Annotated in this window: 15 protein-coding genes; 3 read left to right on the top strand and 12 right to left on the bottom strand. The window is 40.1% G+C overall.

The features are described 5' to 3' along the window. Positions 1-2742, bottom strand: a complete 2742-nt coding sequence (locus AC3E9V_RS04450; RefSeq protein ID WP_488751985.1) for a KAP family P-loop NTPase fold protein — start codon at positions 2740-2742, stop codon at positions 1-3. Positions 2743-2837: 95 nt separating this feature from the next. On the opposite strand from AC3E9V_RS04450, the gene AC3E9V_RS04445 reads away from it, so the two are divergent. Further along, entirely contained in the window at positions 2838-3713 is an 876-nt protein-coding gene (locus AC3E9V_RS04445) for a DMT family transporter (protein WP_488751984.1), read from the top strand. Between the two features lie 495 nt (positions 3714-4208). Beyond that, a complete protein-coding gene (locus AC3E9V_RS04440; protein ID WP_488751983.1) occupies positions 4209-4895 on the top strand; it encodes a DUF2461 domain-containing protein in 687 nt (228 codons plus the stop codon). Between the two features lie 58 nt (positions 4896-4953). On the opposite strand, the gene AC3E9V_RS04435 is transcribed toward AC3E9V_RS04440, so the two are convergent. The 7 genes from AC3E9V_RS04435 to leuC all read right to left on the bottom strand — a co-directional run bounded on the left by AC3E9V_RS04435 (position 4954) and on the right by leuC (position 12219). Next, on the bottom strand, positions 4954-5535 hold the full coding sequence (locus AC3E9V_RS04435) for a hypothetical protein (RefSeq protein ID WP_488751982.1): 582 nt from the start codon (positions 5533-5535) through the stop codon (positions 4954-4956). A 128-nt stretch (positions 5536-5663) separates the two neighbouring features. Continuing rightward, positions 5664-6134 carry an outer membrane beta-barrel protein gene (locus tag AC3E9V_RS04430; RefSeq protein WP_488751981.1) on the bottom strand — a complete coding sequence of 157 codons (471 nt, stop codon included), beginning with the start codon at positions 6132-6134 and terminating at the stop codon, positions 5664-5666. 104 nt (positions 6135-6238) lie between these two features. Beyond that, positions 6239-7480: a porin family protein gene (locus AC3E9V_RS04425; RefSeq protein WP_488751980.1), complete on the bottom strand. Its 1242-nt coding sequence runs from the start codon at positions 7478-7480 to the stop codon at positions 6239-6241. A 117-nt stretch (positions 7481-7597) separates the two neighbouring features. Next, positions 7598-9121, bottom strand: coding sequence for a 2-isopropylmalate synthase (locus tag AC3E9V_RS04420; RefSeq protein WP_488751979.1), 1524 nt, complete (start codon positions 9119-9121; stop codon positions 7598-7600). Between the two features lie 13 nt (positions 9122-9134). Next, positions 9135-10229, bottom strand: coding sequence for a 3-isopropylmalate dehydrogenase (gene leuB, locus AC3E9V_RS04415; RefSeq protein ID WP_488751978.1), 1095 nt, complete (start codon positions 10227-10229; stop codon positions 9135-9137). Beyond that, a complete protein-coding gene (gene leuD, locus AC3E9V_RS04410) occupies positions 10230-10820 on the bottom strand; it encodes a 3-isopropylmalate dehydratase small subunit (RefSeq protein WP_488751977.1) in 591 nt (196 codons plus the stop codon). 4 nt (positions 10821-10824) lie between these two features. After that, complete coding sequence (leuC, locus tag AC3E9V_RS04405) at positions 10825-12219, bottom strand: 3-isopropylmalate dehydratase large subunit (protein WP_488751976.1); 1395 nt, start codon at positions 12217-12219, stop codon at positions 10825-10827. Between the two features lie 159 nt (positions 12220-12378). On the opposite strand from leuC, the gene AC3E9V_RS04400 reads away from it, so the two are divergent. After that, positions 12379-13926, top strand: a complete 1548-nt coding sequence (locus tag AC3E9V_RS04400; protein WP_488751975.1) for a hypothetical protein — start codon at positions 12379-12381, stop codon at positions 13924-13926. Positions 13927-14150: 224 nt separating this feature from the next. Here AC3E9V_RS04400 and AC3E9V_RS04395 read toward each other — a convergent pair whose 3' ends face one another. The 4 genes from AC3E9V_RS04395 to AC3E9V_RS04380 all read right to left on the bottom strand — a co-directional run bounded on the left by AC3E9V_RS04395 (position 14151) and on the right by AC3E9V_RS04380 (position 17516). Continuing rightward, positions 14151-14993 (bottom strand): DpnII family type II restriction endonuclease, encoded by an 843-nt coding sequence (locus AC3E9V_RS04395; protein ID WP_488751974.1) that lies wholly within the window; start codon positions 14991-14993, stop codon positions 14151-14153. Beyond that, positions 14994-16061, bottom strand: coding sequence for a DNA adenine methylase (locus tag AC3E9V_RS04390; RefSeq protein WP_488751973.1), 1068 nt, complete (start codon positions 16059-16061; stop codon positions 14994-14996). Then, entirely contained in the window at positions 16058-16390 is a 333-nt protein-coding gene (locus AC3E9V_RS04385; RefSeq protein ID WP_488751972.1) for a helix-turn-helix domain-containing protein, read from the bottom strand. Before AC3E9V_RS04385 ends, AC3E9V_RS04390 begins: the two co-directional genes overlap by 4 nt. 64 nt (positions 16391-16454) lie before the next feature. Continuing rightward, entirely contained in the window at positions 16455-17516 is a 1062-nt protein-coding gene (locus AC3E9V_RS04380) for a VOC family protein (protein WP_488751971.1), read from the bottom strand. Positions 17517-17536: the final 20 nt, after the last annotated feature.

The following is a 17536-nucleotide window of genomic DNA, read 5'->3' as shown; positions in this document are numbered from 1 at the left end:
TTATTTTACTAGGTTGGGTTCAGCTTGAACCAAATAAAAAAGGACGGTTTCAGTATCCTTTTCCACAATAATTGGCTCTTTATTCTCTAAAGAGACTTTATCATAGTCTACTGGACGAATCTCTCCATTTTTTCCAAATTGCTGATTCAATAGATCTAACAACCTATTTGAAATATCTTGAGTTAAATGATGTAAACCCCTTTCTGCGGTAGGCCAAATAATAGTAAGTAATGGCACTTCTTTATAAGTAAGGACCTCAATTCCTTCAACACCACTAAAAAATTCTTTCAACTGATTATGAAGTTTAACTTTTGATAAATGAGGGCTAAACTGGAACAATAGGAGCTGTTTCTTATAGTAAGCGTTGGAAGCATCGGATATTCTTGCAAAACGAAAGGGTATATAGATTTCCTCATGATCGGTGTTAATAAGATTATGCAACTCCAAAAAATTCTTAAATTCCTTTACTGGACTAAAAACACTTTTTGGATCAATGGTCTCAATATAAGGTTTAATAAGTGAAATTGTAGATTTCAATGAGTAACAATTATACTTATCTATTGCTAAAAATTCCCTTAAGAAATACTGGCATTCATTTCCTTTAAGCCACATTATGAACCGGTCTGTTAGATACGGAAATTCAATACCAGAAGACTTAGACTCTTGAGCTATTTCTATGAGGGCTTTAAACTCACCCTCAGATATATTCTCTTTGCGAGAAAAATCAATTTTCAATAAGATGGTTTTAAATATTTCATGGAACTTTGGATATTTATTGAAATAGCCAGGTTGATTATTAAGGATATATTTAAATAGTGATATTGCCCTAGAAGATTCCGGTAAATTCTTTATAATAAAGGAGGCAATCTCGCCTTGAGTGCCTTTGCCTAAAATCAGTATTTTGCCAATTAGAGACGAAGCATCATTCCAATAATTTATATGAATTTCTTTATTGATGTAAAGAAAATATGCCTTAATTCTCAAGATCTCATCACTCTCATTATTAATAAACTCAAGACTCCTCTCAGGGAATTTTAAAATGAATTCCTTCAGTTTATTAGGGCTTTGATCGACTCTATTGAAGAGATTTTTGAATAAGGAGTATGATGGAATACCTGCTAATCCTTCAAGGTTAAAATAATGATGAAAATGATTTGATTGAAGAATAGAGAATGGAGACTTTGGTGGTTCAAAAATGCTTTTTAAGACTGATTGCTGCTCTTTATGAGCTTGAAAAAGAAATGTTGATTCGTCCAGGTTTGATCTCAATTTATTTCCCTCACATTTAAAGGATACCTCTTTATCAAATTCGAAATACTTATCTGAATTCAAGGATATATCCGCATAAACATCGCTCTCCTTCAGTTTCAAAATCATTACTTCTAAGAATGTGTAAACATCAACAGTATCCTTTAAGGATTGGTACTCAAACCTAAAATGATTCGCCAACCGAATCACATCTCTTCCAGTTCGTATCTGTTCTTTAAAGTAATTGCTATCTGATACTGCCCTCTCTAAGTCTACTTTTAACTTTTCCGTTATTATTTCATTCCTGCACTCAAGAGGCAAGACTCTGCCCATAAATTCGGACCGTATTTGCTCATGGTTTATGGCAGGGAGATATATTTCAAATTGCACATACTTGTCTGGATATATTTTAGAGCCAAGCTGTTCTGATAATCGGTCCTTGTCATATGCAATGATGTAGTGAAAGTTTGAAAAATCAGCGTTGTTTCTAATCAGTGTAAATATCTCTCTAACTTCCTCACGGTCTATCCTATCCAAATCATCAATAAAAACATATACCTTCTTCCCAATTCTATGAATAGCATTTTCTATTTCTTCCTTTAGTTTTTCTGAGCTTTCCGAACTGATTAGAAAACCAGGATTTGATAGAAAACCTCCCGAATAATGTGAAATCAAATTGGCATATCTTTTAAGGTATAGTGCTATATTCGTATCATAACTGTCTAAATCAGTTCTAAGAATTTTAAAGAACCCTTTTTTTGCAAACCCTTTCTCATAATCAGTTGGTTTAAAATCTATGAGTAGTGTATTCTCTTGAAAATATCTTTTCAACTCTACCAAAAAGCTTGATTTACCAGAACCCCAGGGCCCTACTACTCCAATTGTAAAAGTTGAATCAAACTGCTGACTTTGTAATTTATCAGCCAAATCTGCTGCTAACTCTGTTCTGGCCTCATTTACTTCACTCAAGTTTTCCAATTCATTATCCTCGTGAAACAAATTAGAGTCGTAGGATTGTCGTTTTCTCTTTCCAGATGGGATGTACCCTAATATCCAAAAAAATGGTGTACATAAATAAATATCGAGTATAAGCAGATTGGAACCTTCAAGAAAAGGGATTGGATCCCAATAACTTGAACTTTTATAGGAGAAGCACCAAGAAAAAGCAATTAAAACAGAAAGGTAGATAACTAGCCTTGGGGCAAAAATTCGCTTTTTACCAAGTAGAAAAAATGACCATCCTATCAAGCCAAAAGGGATTAACAATAAAAGTCGATCAGACAAATCCGCTTCAACCGATGAAAATATTTCAAGACAACCAGAACTAGCTATTATTCTTTGAATATGATCATTGAGGAAAAATAGAAATAAGAATGGTAAAACTAACTCATACCAACCTTTGGGTTTTTTAAGAACGCTTAGTTCTTCTTTGAAATAATTGAAATCTAATTCAAAGTATGTTCCCTTTAATCTTTCTGGCAGTGAAAAACTCATTTTACGTAATTTAAAAAATAACGGACAATTAAAGTCTGCATTTCTACTTAGCCAATTGAAAAAGAGTAAGCTTCTAAGTTTACCTTTGTGCCTTCATGAACAACCACCTATCGCAATTTCTCCAGCTCGGACTGGCCATTGTCATCATGTCCAGCTCCGGAACCCTTGGTCGTTACATTGAGCTTCCTCCACCGGTGATCATTTGGCTGAGATGTGTGATCGGGGCTTTGGCCCTTTTTGCATTTTTAAAGTTTAGCAACCTCAGCATGAAAATAGGCAGACAAAGACACTTCTGGACCATTTTCGGGAGCGCTTTGTTACTGGGGACGCACTGGATCTCTTACTTCTATTCGTTGAAGCTTTCGAATGTGGCCATTGGAATGCTGTCCCTCTTTACCTATCCGGTGATTACTTCACTTTTAGAACCCATCATCCTAAAAACCAGGTTTCAATTGAGCAGTTTGCTTTTGGGTATTGTAGCCCTGGCCGGTGTTTCATTTCTGGTTCCGGAGATGACAATTGAAAATAACTATACACTGGGCATCCTGATCGGTGTTTTTTCCGCAGTGACCTACTCGGTAAGAAATATCCTGTTGAAAAAGAGAGTAGCTGACCAGTCTGGTATCACACTGATGTTTTATCAGCTGTTTTTCATTTCCCTGTTACTTTGGCCGGTAATCTTCCTGTTTGAATTCAAATCAGGCACTATTATCCATCAGTGGGAGCCGCTTCTGATACTCGGGCTGCTGACTACAGCTACCGGGCATACTTTATTTGTGCTGAGTTTTAAACATTTTACCATTAGTACGGTCAGTGTCATTAGCTCTTTGACTCCACTATTGGGCACTTTGCTGGGCTTTATTTTTCTGGGCGAAATACCTGCGGGGAGAACATATATTGGAGGTTTTTTGATATTTATGACGGTGATCGCAGAAAGCGTGAAATCAATCCGGCAAAGAAGGGGAACCTGAACCCGGAGAACCCACACAAATCGAGCTAAAAAGTAACACTTTCCGTAAAAATACCGACAAGCTTTTACCAATATTTCAGGGGTTTGCGGTCTCCCTAATCACCCTATTATTGCATTATCTGATAGACGGTTAGATATCTTTCTAAGCAAAAGCGGTTTTACCCTGACAAAATACTGAGAATCAGTATTTTCGTCAAATTATTCATTAGAATAATGAGGGTAAGTCTAAAGGCGTAGACGTAACTCTTCACAGTTGTTTAGTTTCAAAATGATGCGAAGAAAGATCAAGCTTTAAGTAGCACATGATTAACGGAGGAACTGGAAATGATTTTCCGTATTGGCTATAGTTCCTCCGTTATTTTTCTCAACCTTCCGTTGAAAACACCCTCATTTGAATCCCCTGAAGCCCTTTTTTGAATGAGACCAGATCCACTTTAGTAATCCCTTATACGATCCATAATACACATATAAATCTGATGTCCGCTAACTTAGCAAAATGATATCCGCAGAAAATCTGGAATTTTTAACCGAGCTGGACAGAAATAACAAAAGAGAATGGTTTGAAAGAAACAAAGAACGCTTTGAACATTTCAAGAGAGAATTTGGAGCATTCCATAATCACTTAGGAAAGCTTATGGCCAGTCACGATCAGATCGGAGGCAGCAAGACATTCAGAATTTATCGGGATGTGAGATTTTCTAAGGATAAGACGCCTTATAAAACCTATTGGTCAGGTACTTTTAAGCGAGCCACGCATTATTTGAGGGGAGGTTATTACTATCAAATTGAGCCAGGAAAAAGTTATGTAGCAGGTGGCTTCTTTGGCCCGAATTCTCGAGATCTGTTACATATCCGAAAGCAAATAAGCCAGGATCCGGATCACTTGCGGTCAGTCATCCGGAGTGAGCCGTTCAAAGAACGTTTTGGACAACTCCAGGGAGAAAAAGTAAAAACCAGCCCGAAAGGTTTTTCAGTAGATGATCCGGCAATAGATCTAATCAGACACAAGCAGTTCCTGGTCTACGAGTATTTAACTGATGAAGAAGTGTTGGCAGATAATCTGGCTGAAAGAATCAACGGATCATTTACTGCCATGAGGCCATTTTTTGATATTATGAGTGAGTACCTGACTACTGACTTAAATGGTGAATCACTATTAGATCATTCGGATAGTAGTGGTTAATTAACCACATTTGTCTCTTTACAGGTCGAACTTTATACAGTTATGATTCAATACCTCGTTATTTTCTTAGCCTTCCGCTGAAAACACTCACATTTGAGTTAAAAGGATTTCCTGAAGACCTCCTGAAAGAGACTACCTGACCTATGTGCCACAATGCATCTGCTATGGGTCCGTTGAGCTGATTCCAGAAAGGAAACTCTACCCGATCTTCTCCTTCTCCATAGATAATCTTAAAGTTTTCTAAGTCAGCTCCGGAGGCTTTGAGTGCATTGCTTGTTTCTTCGATATTAATCAGCGTCCTGGCCCTTAGCTCTTCAAAAGTCCATTCGGAAATGTCTATCCGAGTATTAGAAACTTCTCTTGTGGAATTAACAATCACCTGGGTTAACCCAAAGATATGCTCCAGCGTCTCCCGACTTGTGCGGGCTTCATTATTTGGTCTGAAAGAAAGGTCCTCCGATCTCAGGCCTTCCGTGGCCCAGTAATAGCGAAATCCAAGCCCATCAACCATGCGCGCAGCTACAGTTTCTGCCGTGAAAGTCTCCGGGTAAGACGGGATTTCTGCATACGGTAAGACTTCCTGAGCTGTGGATGAAAAGAAAATCAAGAAGGTGGCTAGCAGGCAATAAAGTTTCTTCATACCAGAAAGCTAACGAAGAAAATACCAGTGAAAGAAGAAATATTGATAGACGGTTACTTCCCGGGGATATATGGAAAACAAAAAAAGGAGCCGAAGCTCCTTATGTTTGTAAATAGGATAAGTGAAATCTATTTTATTCGATAGGCTACCCCAACTCCAAGCACTCCCTGGTCAGCATCACCTATAATATATTTTATTTCAAGAAAAGCTGAAAGTGGATCAACAATCTGGAATTGAGCTCCTCCACCCAGGTTAAGACCAAACTCGGTATTTGAATCAAAACCTTCTACTTTTCCTGTAGTAAAGTTCAAACCAGCCAACGGATACAAGTTCAAGCCTGTAGCTACATTAAAATTATAGTGTCCATCGACATCAACCATCCAGTAATCAACATTTAAATCACCAACTGATTCAGGAAAATAAAAAGTAAGCCCTGCGGCAAGATCAATCTCAGTGGTGATACCGTATACAGCTCCAATGTTTAAACCTCCTTCTTCAGCATCAAATGCATATGAGTATGCTCCTTTTACATCCAATTGAGCATTTGCAGAAAAGAACGTAACAAGAGTAAATGAGGCTAGTAATAATAGTTTTTTCATTTTTCTGAGTTTTTATTTAACATTTCCAATGCAAGATAATTAGAACAATTTGATTAACCATTAAGCGGTATCATTAATTGTAATAAGGCGAAAAGACATTATCATCATAGTTGAAAACCAACCAGGAAATAGACCCTATTGGGGTAAGTTGGCATATAATCTGAAATTCCATCTGTACTTTCACCCCTTACTTCCAATGAGAAACGTTTATAGCTTAAGCCTATTGAAGCTACTAAACCGGCTTCATAATGTTTAAGTGGATAAGGTAGCCTTCGTATAGTAGTGGTCTCATTGCTAAAGACCTTAGATTCAAGCCGTAGATAGGTTGTTTCATTCCTTCCAAATCCATAAGAAACCCCAACCCTTGCAAAGACTGAAATACGTCTTACAGGTTGTGAGTACGTTAATAAACTGGAAATCTTTAAATATGAGAGCCCGATTTTGGATATGTAATAATAGTGGATATTCTCGGACTTGATATCTTCATACCTTCCATTCAATAGAAAGGAAACATATGTCAAATCATTTCTCAAAGACCACCGCTTTTTATTCCTTGGAAAAATAATATCAAGATACAAACCACCGGCAGGCTTAGTGCTTATTGAGTAGTCCGCATAGGCTACATAATCATAGATACCTGACCCAAAAGAAACAGCAGTTAAAGTCAGCCCTCCTAATACTCCAAACCTTACTTTGGCATTGGGGAATGTGTGCTTATAAGGCTTTTCCTGGTCGACACAACCATAGTATTCCATGAAAAGATTCATTAGAGCTTTTCGGGAATATTTAAAAGCAGCAATTTCCTGAATAATTCCAGAACAATCATTAAGATAAGAGTGTAGTTGAGCTTTGTAGTTTAACTTCTCCTTCACCCCAGAGGGAGCCAGGTACTTCTTATGTAATAACAAACTATAACCACTATCATCTTGAATGTAGAAATGTTCTTTTCCATTTCTGTCAGCGTGTAAGAGGAGACTTTTTGGTCCTCCGATTAGTAGAAGTAAAAAAACATTTTGATTAGAAATGATTTTAAATTCAGAGTTTTCCTCAAGGTTGCTAAGGTTATAAGGGGATCCTTCGGTATCGACAACAGCACTTCTATAGACCTCATCTTTAACCATAAACCCTAGTACCTCTGAGGGAGAGTACTTCTTGCCTTTACCATCCGGATTTAATGCAAATGTGATTTTGTTTGGAGTCTCTCTCCTATCACCATAATCTATATACCCAGTTAAAGTATCTTGATTTGGCATTATCAGCTTCCCAGGTAAAAAATTCCTTTGAGCCGCTGATTTAATAAAAAACAGGGATAAAAGACCCGTTAATACTACAGATTTTAATTTCATTTTAAGGCTGCAATTACATTAAAATCAAAGTGCTATCTTAGTATAAAACATTTTGAAACACAAAAAAGGCCTCCCATCAGGAAGGCCCTCATTCTTCACTACTACTCGTAAATCGGACTATGCACTAGCTTTTATGCTAGCTTTATTTTTGACTGACGCTATTTTATTGATCGCATCTACATAGGCTTTCACCGAAGCAATGATCACATCCTTATGTACACCAAAGCCCATGTAATGCTGGTCCTCATGCTTTACACGCAAATGTACCTTTCCATCATCGTTGCGGTTACCCATCGACTGAACCAGGAACTCGTCCATATCAAAAGTCTCTCCCACAATCTGATCTACTGCACGGAATGCGGCATCTATTGACCCCGTTCCGGTAGCTGAGGAGTGGACAATCTCCTTATTGATTTCCAATTCAACGGTAGCTGAAGGAAACACAGATTCACCACAGATGATCTGAACATTTCTAAACTTGATTCCTCCCTCAGGAAGTGCACCTTCCACCAGGATGATCAGGTCTTCATCTGTTACGTCTTTTTTCTCATCAGCCATTTTCAAAAATTGCTGATATATTTCCTCTACACGCTGATTATCCAGATCATATCCAAGACGAGTCAGGTGGTATTTCAATGCAGCTTTTCCACTTCTGGCGGTCAGAATGATAGAAGACTGAGGGATGCCCACGTCTTCAGGGTTGAGGATTTCGTAGTTCTCTCTGTTTTTGATCACACCGTCCTGATGGATTCCGGAAGAGTGTGCAAAAGCATTTCTACCAACAATCGCTTTGTTAGGCTGCACCGGCATACGCATCATTTTGCTCACCAAAAGACTCAAAGCATAAATATGCTTGCTATTGATATTGGTGTGCAGATCAATGTCTTTGTGCGTTTTCAGGATCATGGCTACCTCCTCCAGAGAGGTATTTCCGGCACGCTCACCGATGCCATTGATGGTCACTTCTACCTGGCGAGCTCCATTGAGAACTCCAGCCATGGTATTGGCAGTGGCCATACCCAGATCATTGTGGCAGTGGCAGGAAATGATCGCATTGTCAATTCCTTTTACATTCTCTTTCAGAAATTTGATTTTCTGGCCATATTCCTCCGGTAAGCAATACCCCGTAGTGTCCGGGATATTCACAACCGTAGCTCCGGCCTTGATCACGGCTTCCACCATACGAGCCAGGTATTCATTTTCCGTCCTTCCCGCATCTTCGCAATAAAACTCCACATCCTCTACGTACTTTTTCGCATACTTTGTAGCAGCTACGGCACGTTCCAGAATGGAATCCTGATCGCTTTTGAATTTGTATTTGATATGATAATCCGAGGATCCTATGCCGGTATGGATCCTTTTGCGTTTAGCATACTTGAGTGCATCCGCTGCAAAATCAATATCCTTCTCCACTGATCGGGTCAAAGCACATATGATCGGGTCAGAAACTGCTTTGGATATTTCGATCACTGAGTTGAAGTCCATAGGACTGGAAATAGGGAAACCAGCTTCAATCACATCCACTCCCAGTGTCTCAAGCTCCTTGGCTATTTCGACCTTTTCAGGGGTGGAAAGCTGACAACCGGGGACTTGTTCCCCATCTCTCAATGTGGTATCGAAAACATATACTTTATCACTCATGATATTAATGTTTTTAAATGGTCACTGAAGCATTGATATGAGCTAATACCTGCTCTCCAATACCGTCAGTGGTTAGTATTTTATCTTTGGGTGTATTGCTACCTGCGATATCCGCAGATCGGTATCCTTCTTTCAGTACAGCATCTACAGCATTGATCACAGCCTGGCTTTCTTCTTTCATTCCAAAGGAGATATCCAGCAGCAATGCCGTAGAAAGTATTGTAGCCAGTGGATTGGCTTTATTTTGTCCCGCGATATCCGGCGCAGAACCGTGAATAGGCTCATAAATGCCTACGCTATCGCCCACAGAAGCTGACGCCAGCATACCAAGTGAACCAGCAATCTGAGAGGCCTCGTCAGTCAGGATATCACCAAACATATTTCCGGTAAGCACTACGTCAAACTGTTTTGGATCCTTGATCAGCTGCATTGCAGCATTGTCTATAAACATATGAATGAGGGTTACTTCAGGATAGTCTTTTGAAACCTCGTTTACCGTTTCTCTCCATAGTCGTGATGACTCCAACACATTAGCTTTATCCACCGAATGAACAATTTTTCGGCGCGTCATCGCCGCATCAAATGCCTTCTCCGCTATTCTGCGCACCTCCATTTTTGAGTAGCGCATGGTATCCACAGCCTCTTCTCCGTCTTCACTCCGGAATCTCGGCTCTCCAAAATAGATCCCTCCGGTCAGCTCTCGGAAAAATAGAATGTCTGCTCCTTTTAAAATCTCAGGCTTGATACTGGAAGCATGAGCCAGCTCATCAAAGATCTTAATCGGCCGGATATTGGTATACAACCCCAGCGATTTCCTGATCTTTAAAAGGCCTTGTTCCGGACGTACCTTCCTGGAAGGATCATTGTCATACATAGGGTGACCTACAGCTCCCAGAAGTATGGCATCTGCTTTTTTGCAGGCTTCCAGGGTCTCATCAGGCAGCGGATCACCGGTAGCCTCAATGGCCGCATGTCCAATTAAATGGTTTTGAAAAGAGAAGGTATGGCCGAAAATTTCAGCGATTTTTTTTAAAACATCATTACCCCATGCTGTCACTTCCGGACCAATACCATCTCCGCCTAGTATAACTATATTCTTATCTGCCATTTAAAATCTTATTTGCTGTTGTTCAAATGCTTCAATCTCTTTTTTGCCAGTCAGGATGTAATCAATATCATCATATCCTTTGATCAGGCACATTTTTTTGTATGCGTTGATCTCAAAATTCTCAGCGCTTCCTGTGGAATCATTCGTGATTTTCTCTTCTTCCAGATCAACTGTCATTGTTGCTGAGGGATCCTTTTCGATGGTTTCGATCAGCTCATTCAAAAAAGCATCCGTCACCTGAACAGGTAAAAGGCCATTGTTCAGTGAGTTCCCCTTAAAAATGTCTGCAAAAAAGCTGGACACGACCACTTCAAATCCATAATCCTTGATCGCCCAGGCTGCATGCTCCCTACTGGATCCACATCCGAAATTTTTTCCGGCGACAAGGATCTTACCCGAGTATGTAGGGTCATTCAGCACAAAATCAGACTTTGGATTATTATCATTATCATATCGCCAGTCACGGAAGAGGTTATCCCCAAAACCCTCCCGGGTTGTCGCCTTCAGAAACCGCGCTGGTATGATCTGATCCGTATCAATATTCTCAACCGCTAAGGGTACTCCTGTGGATGTCAGTTTCGAAAATCCCATTATGTTATATCAGTTCTCTAATGTCCGAAATTTCACCCGTCACAGCTGCAGCTGCAGCCATCAGCGGGCTCACCAAAAAGGTCCTCGCTCCGGGACCCTGTCGCCCTTCAAAGTTTCGATTTGAAGTGCTTACACAATATTTGCCTGCAGGAACTTTATCTTCATTCATACCCAGGCATGCAGAACACCCCGGCTGTCGCAATTCAAAACCTGCTTCTGTGAAAACTTTATCAAGTCCTTCTTCTTTGGCTTGTTTCTCCACACCTTTCGATCCGGGCACAATCCACACATTCACTCCATCAGCTTTTTTCTTACCTTTCACAAAGTCTGCCACAGCTCGCAGATCTTCAATGCGGGAGTTGGTACAGCTTCCAATAAACACGTAATCAATCTTCTTTCCTTTCAAAGGTTGATTTGGGTCTAAACCCATGTAATTGAGGGCCTTGGCCATATCCTTGGCAGTGCCATTTACAGACACATCAGGTATCCTTTGCGAAACACCCATGCCCATGCCCGGATTGGTGCCATATGTGATCCATGGCTCTATCTCTTCTGCATTAAATTCCTCTACCCGATCATATTCAGCATCAGGGTCGCTCGGCAGGGTTTTCCAGTAAGCCACTGCTTTATCCCACGCTCCGCCTTTTGGGGCAAACTCACGCCCCTTCAGATACTCGAATGTGGTTTCATCCGGAGCAATCATCCCTCCGCGAGCCCCCATCTCGATACTCATATTGCAGATGGTCATTCGGGCCTCCATAGAAAGTGAAGTAATCGCAGATCCTGCATACTCCACGAAATATCCCGTCCCGCCAGCTGCGGAAAGTTTCGAAATGATGTATAAAATAATGTCTTTGGCCGTTACACCTTTCGCCAAGGCACCATTCACCTCGATACGCATAGTCTTAGGCTTATACTGCAAGAGACATTGAGTAGCTAAAACCTGCTCTACCTGTGAAGTACCAATCCCAAAGGCGATGCTGCCAAATGCTCCGTGTGTGGAAGTATGGCTGTCCCCGCACACCATCGTCATGCCGGGCTGAGTAAGTCCCAGATCTGGTCCTATCACATGCACTATTCCCTGCTTTTCATGCCCCAGGTCAAACAACTCCACTCCAAATTCCTCGCAATTCTCTCGTAGTTTCTGCACCTGAAACCTGGAAAGTGGCTCAGCTATCGGAAGATGCTGATTAATGGTTGGGACATTATGGTCCGCTGTAGCTGTGGTCTGGTCAGGCCTCAATACCGGAAGACCTCTTCTTCTAAGCCCATCAAAGGCCTGAGGCGATGTAACCTCATGTATGTAATGTCTATCAATATAAAGAACTTCCGGGAACCCTGGCTTTGATGAAACCACATGTGCATCCCAGACTTTTTCAAAAAGCGTTTTACCTGCCATTAAATTCTTCCTCTCAGATTTATGCTCCAATTTTCAAGGTTCTAATGTAGAGGTCAGTGCGGCAACAGTAAAACCTAATTAAAATTTAATTACGATTTCTACAGGAACTAAAATGGATTATATTAATTATGTAGATATATTTAGCGAAAATATATTACAATGTCTAAGATAAGATCCGATCATCTTTTTACATTAATTAAGTCGATGCGAAAGAGCGAAAAGCGCTATTTCAAAATTCGTAACAAAGGTCTTAGTAATGAGGATACTAAATACGTTTTGCTTTTTGACCGCCTGGATGAGCTCGAGGATTTTGATGAAGACAGTATCATTGCTAAAAATAAGTGGATCAATCCGAAGCAGTTCAGCAACCTTAAAGCACACCTTTACAAAAAATTGCTGCAGAGCCTGAAAGAATATACCGCCTCCACTAATGAGGACATCAGCATTCGTGAGCAAATTGACTATGTGCAGATCTTGTTTGATCGAAGCTTATACAATCAAAGCAATCAGCTTCTGCAAAAGGTCAAACGCGCCATGCGTAAAAGCGACAACCTGGAACTCCACCTGGAGGTTCTTAAGTGGGAAAAGAACCTTCTCCCATATTCTCTGGGCAAAACCAACCAGACGAGGATCAATCAAATCGTGGAGGAAGCCAATAAGATCAATGACCGGATCTCACGAGTTAATCTCCTAACCAACCTGTCAGTAGAGTTCAGTGCCATCTACCTGAGAACAGGATACATCCGCAACAAGGAGGATTATGACCGGATAAGCAGAATATTCAATGCTCAATTACCAAACTGGGATGAGGAAGAATTATCCTTCAGGGAAAAACTGCTTTGGTACGATATACAACTCCATTACTTCAGCTTTATCCAGGATTTTGAAAAAGTATACCTATACGCAAAAAAATGGGTAGACCTGTTTGAAGAGACACCCAGGTCCGCCTATTATCTTGAAATGTACATCAGGGGTTTAAATCATTTACTCAATGCTCAATCACGCCTGGTCCTTTACGATGAGTTCCAGAAAACACACAAAATCCTGAGGACACTGGCTAGCCACAAGCTTGTGCGCCTGAATGAGAACCTTCAGATCCGGCTGTTTAAGTACAGCTATGCTCATCAGTTTAACGGCTACTTCATGGTGGGAGACTTTGATCGCGGGGTACGGCTCCTGAGGAGAATAGAGACCAGGCTGGAAGGTTACATTGGCATGCTCGACAGACACTCGGAGCTCGTCCTCTTTTACAAAATAGCCTGCCTGTATTTTGGAAACGGAAACTACAGAGATGCTCTGAAATGGCTGAACCGGATCATCAACTACGGAGACCAGGATATTCGCGAGGATGTTCATTCTTTTGCCCGGATCATCAACCTTATTACGCACTATGAGCTGGGGAATCAGGACGTCATCGAGTACTATTTAAGGTCTACTTACCGCTTCCTTCTGAAAAAGCATGACTTGCATTCTTTTCAACAGTACATTCTTGAGTTTATCAAGAGTCTTTCCAAAAACATGACTCAAAGCGAGCTCGTTAACCGATTTGAAGACCTCAGGGGAAAACTGATTGAACTGTCTGAAAGCAAGTATGATAAGCGTGCGTTTGTGTATTTTGACATCATCTCGTGGCTGGAAAGTAAAATAGAAGACCGCCCAGTCAGCGAAATTATCCAGCAAAAAGCACAGAAAGTCCTACAGGATTGATCGGGGCACCCCGGAAGTTTCAGTTAATTCAATGGTTTTCTTTTCAAGGGCTTTTTCGAGAGGCTTTTTCTCGAAATTTTCACCGTACGTGCTTCCACTTATGTAGCAAAAGACACTGTAAAAGAACAGGATGAGTAGGGGTAGAAAACAATCATCCGGAAACCGGGAATCTCGCCGTTTGGTTTTTGTTAAGGATGATTTGGCAAGGAATTCTAGAGGGCATGCTACAAGTTCAATTCCACCTTCAATTGCCGCAAATCCGCTAATAAATCAGTACTCATGGACTGAGTATATATTCGATAAATATAACCCTCATTTTGATAACCAATCAATTTATCGAAATCACTCAGCCGAGCTTTCCATGTCACTCCATCAGTGACTAACAAGAAAAAGGTATCATTTCTCTTTTCTTTAATGATCTTTTCTACATCTCCAATAACATCTGTCTGTTTGCTCCCAGTAGCACCGTATGCTTTTGATTCAATAATAATATTGGGCTGCTCTTTAGAAGGAATACAAAAGTCAGCTTTGGCTGACCTTTCACCACCTTTACCAATAAAACTCACCCTGGCATCATAGTCATCAAAAACCTCCCTAACTAAAGCTTCAGCAAAATCTTCCAGATTTCTCCCTCTCGTTTGACCCTTTATCGCACTTCCTCTACCTCCCTTTAATCTTTCTATCAGAATATCTTTCCATGTGAAGTTACTTTCAAAAAGAGACGTCAACTTCTCAGCCAGTCCAAACTCTAAAAGCTTGTTAACAAATCCAGTCGGATCAGAATTGAATTTTTTTACTCCATAACCCTCTTTTGTATCAAAAAACAACGCTTTAAGGGTGACAGTGAATTCATCTTTAGATTGTTCTAATGCAAGCCTAAAAAGCAGCATTGCATTCTTAAAATCTTGCTCAATAATATTAATGATGAATTTTTCATCAACAAGAGAATCAGAAGGTAGCTCAGCCAGAAATTTTACAAACTTCTCAGAAAAATCATCTCTCCAATCTGTTTTGACTTCACTTAGAAGATTAATTAGGCCCTCCTTATTTTGAATATGCCTCTCCATCTAATTCGTTCCAATAACCAAGTACTCCTTTACAGAGGCCCTCTTGACTTTGGAGTGAGTACCAAAATGATATCTATGTGGCTTTTCTTCAATGACTACATTTGGTTTGTACTTACTCATCAGGTTTATTAAAATATCCAAATCCGGAAAGGCATTTGAGGAATAGGATAGAACTAAAATGCTATTACGGAATTTTTTAAAAAGCTCATCGAATGCTTCAATAGCTGTCCGTCGGTAGGAAAATGGAGTGTATTTCTTTTTGATCTTCTTCACTTTGGTCTCATGCATAATTTCCTCACCTTCCCAGTATTTCGAAAGACCTTCTAAGAAGTGATATCGCTTTACATAACAATTATCATCAGATTTAGGAACATAAGGAGGATCCATGTACACTAAATCCGGAATATAAAGACTGTTATTAAAATCAAATACACTGCCATTAAAAGCAATATTACTTTTGGCGTTATCAAAAACTATTTCATTGTAAATGCCAACCTGCTCAAGAAAATGCTCCTCTAGAGAGATTCTTAAATCTCTGCGACCATCATTGTATTTATCCAGATTTCCAGACACTGTAAAAACTCCTCTAGGTTGTTTCTTAAGACATGCGCGAAAGAGTGCAGCATATGCTAAAGCCATTTTATTCTTGGAATCCAAGTTTCTAATATTAAAGCTTAGCTTATCCAAAAAATTCAACTCTCCTTCGCTGTAAAATATTCCCTGGAATGTTTCAGAAATAAAACGATCACTTTTAGGAGCTTCCTCTAAAAGGACACAAAGATCCTCTTTGGATAGCATTTCTTCATTGTTTTCAATTAATGCACGTCCAATTAAAGAAGAAAAATTAAGAAAATCATTAGTGTAAACTTTTTTACCCATCAGCTTAAATAGGTAGGAAATTACATTTGAACCTGAAAACGCATCAAGAGCTGACTCAAATTCCAAATTCTTGAGATTTTCATAAATCCATGGAGCAAGCCTATGCTTGCTCCCCATATACCTAAGATAAGGATACTCCTTTAGCCGACTTTCTACCCTTTTTTCTTCTATTATTTCAGCTAAGGTCATATTTCCAGGTTTCCTTGTTTGTACCGCTTTTGCCTTTCGTATTGGAGCTTTTTTTCAGCAAGTTGTAAAACCAAGTTGGAGCATTCCTCATCCCTCAACTCATACATGACCTTATCACTAAGAAAAACGACCATTAAATCGTTTAATCCAATTCCTAAAAATTCTGCTATTTTACAAACCATTTCTTTATTTGCAGATCGATCACCTCGTTCTATTTTGCTGAGTGTAGAAGGGTCTAAATCTAAATAAGCTGCCACTTTTCTTATAGGGTATCCTTTGCCTTCTCTTATACGCCTTATATATTCTCCAAAAGTTTCCTTATAATGCATTGAAAAAAAATTCAGGACATTTTTTGTCAATAAATATAAAGATTATTTGGAATGTAAACAACATTCAATCCTTCACCCTACTAAACCGAAGCGCTTTGAGCATAAAATCAGGGAGTGGCTTAAGCGGATCTCTCTTTTCCACGTTTAGGAATATACCCAGCTTCTCAACAATAGGGATTTTGTAAACTTCAATCATCTCGATCAATATCCCATCAGGATCATCAATGTAGGTGCAGTGAACTCTGGTAGTTCCTCCCATATCCAGGGTATCCTCTGTATCGCAGGTAAACCCAAACCCTTTTTCCTCCAGCGTTTCTCCCAGAGCTTTCATTCCCCGTACATCCAACCCTACATGCACAAAACCAACATCCCCCCAGATCCTGCCTTTCCAAACTTTTTTAGGCTTGTAGTCAATCGCCTGGATCAACTCGATGTAGGTATCTGCGGTAACCTTCGCAAAACCACCACCCGGAGGATTGGACTGGGTCAACCTGATTCTGCGGAATTTCTTTTCTCCCCCGGCCAGACTTTTGAAGTCTTCAAAAACGTTTGTCTTATCGTAAACCACTTGGTCATACCCCAAAATATCCGCATAAAGCTTAAGCGACTGATCAATATCCGTTACGCCAATTACACAACCATTGGGGCCGGCAGTCACATGTTTAGGTTTGGTATAAAAATTACGGCCCTGAACAATTTGAAAAATCAGTCCATTCGGATCTTCAGCATAGAACGTATCGCCACCATCTGGCATCCGGACAACTTCCGATAAAAGTTTTGCCCCATTTTCCTGGAAGTATTGGTAAGCCTTTCTGACATTCGGGCTTTTCACCTGATTGATGTAGATGGCGATATCACCCAGCTCCACATCAAACTCAACCTTTCGCGGGCTAAAAGAAGTAGGATTTACCACCTCCATAGCGCATCCACCCTGAAGATTCAGGATCATGGTAGCGCGCTTTGTGATCGTTTCATCATGTGTGTAAACATCCATTAATGGAGCAGGCGCCACTCCATCAAACATGGGGATATTCATTCCTAAAAACTTGCGATACCACTTCTGTGAAACTTCCGAGTCTTCTACTCCTACACCAATGTGCTGGATCCCGTTGATGCGCTTATACATTTACGTCTATTGTTTTCTCT

The organism is Marinoscillum sp. HNIBRBA16962, from assembly GCF_057801515.1.
The sequence above is the reverse complement of the archived record's forward strand: the minus strand, read 5'-3'. Positions and strand labels throughout refer to the sequence as shown.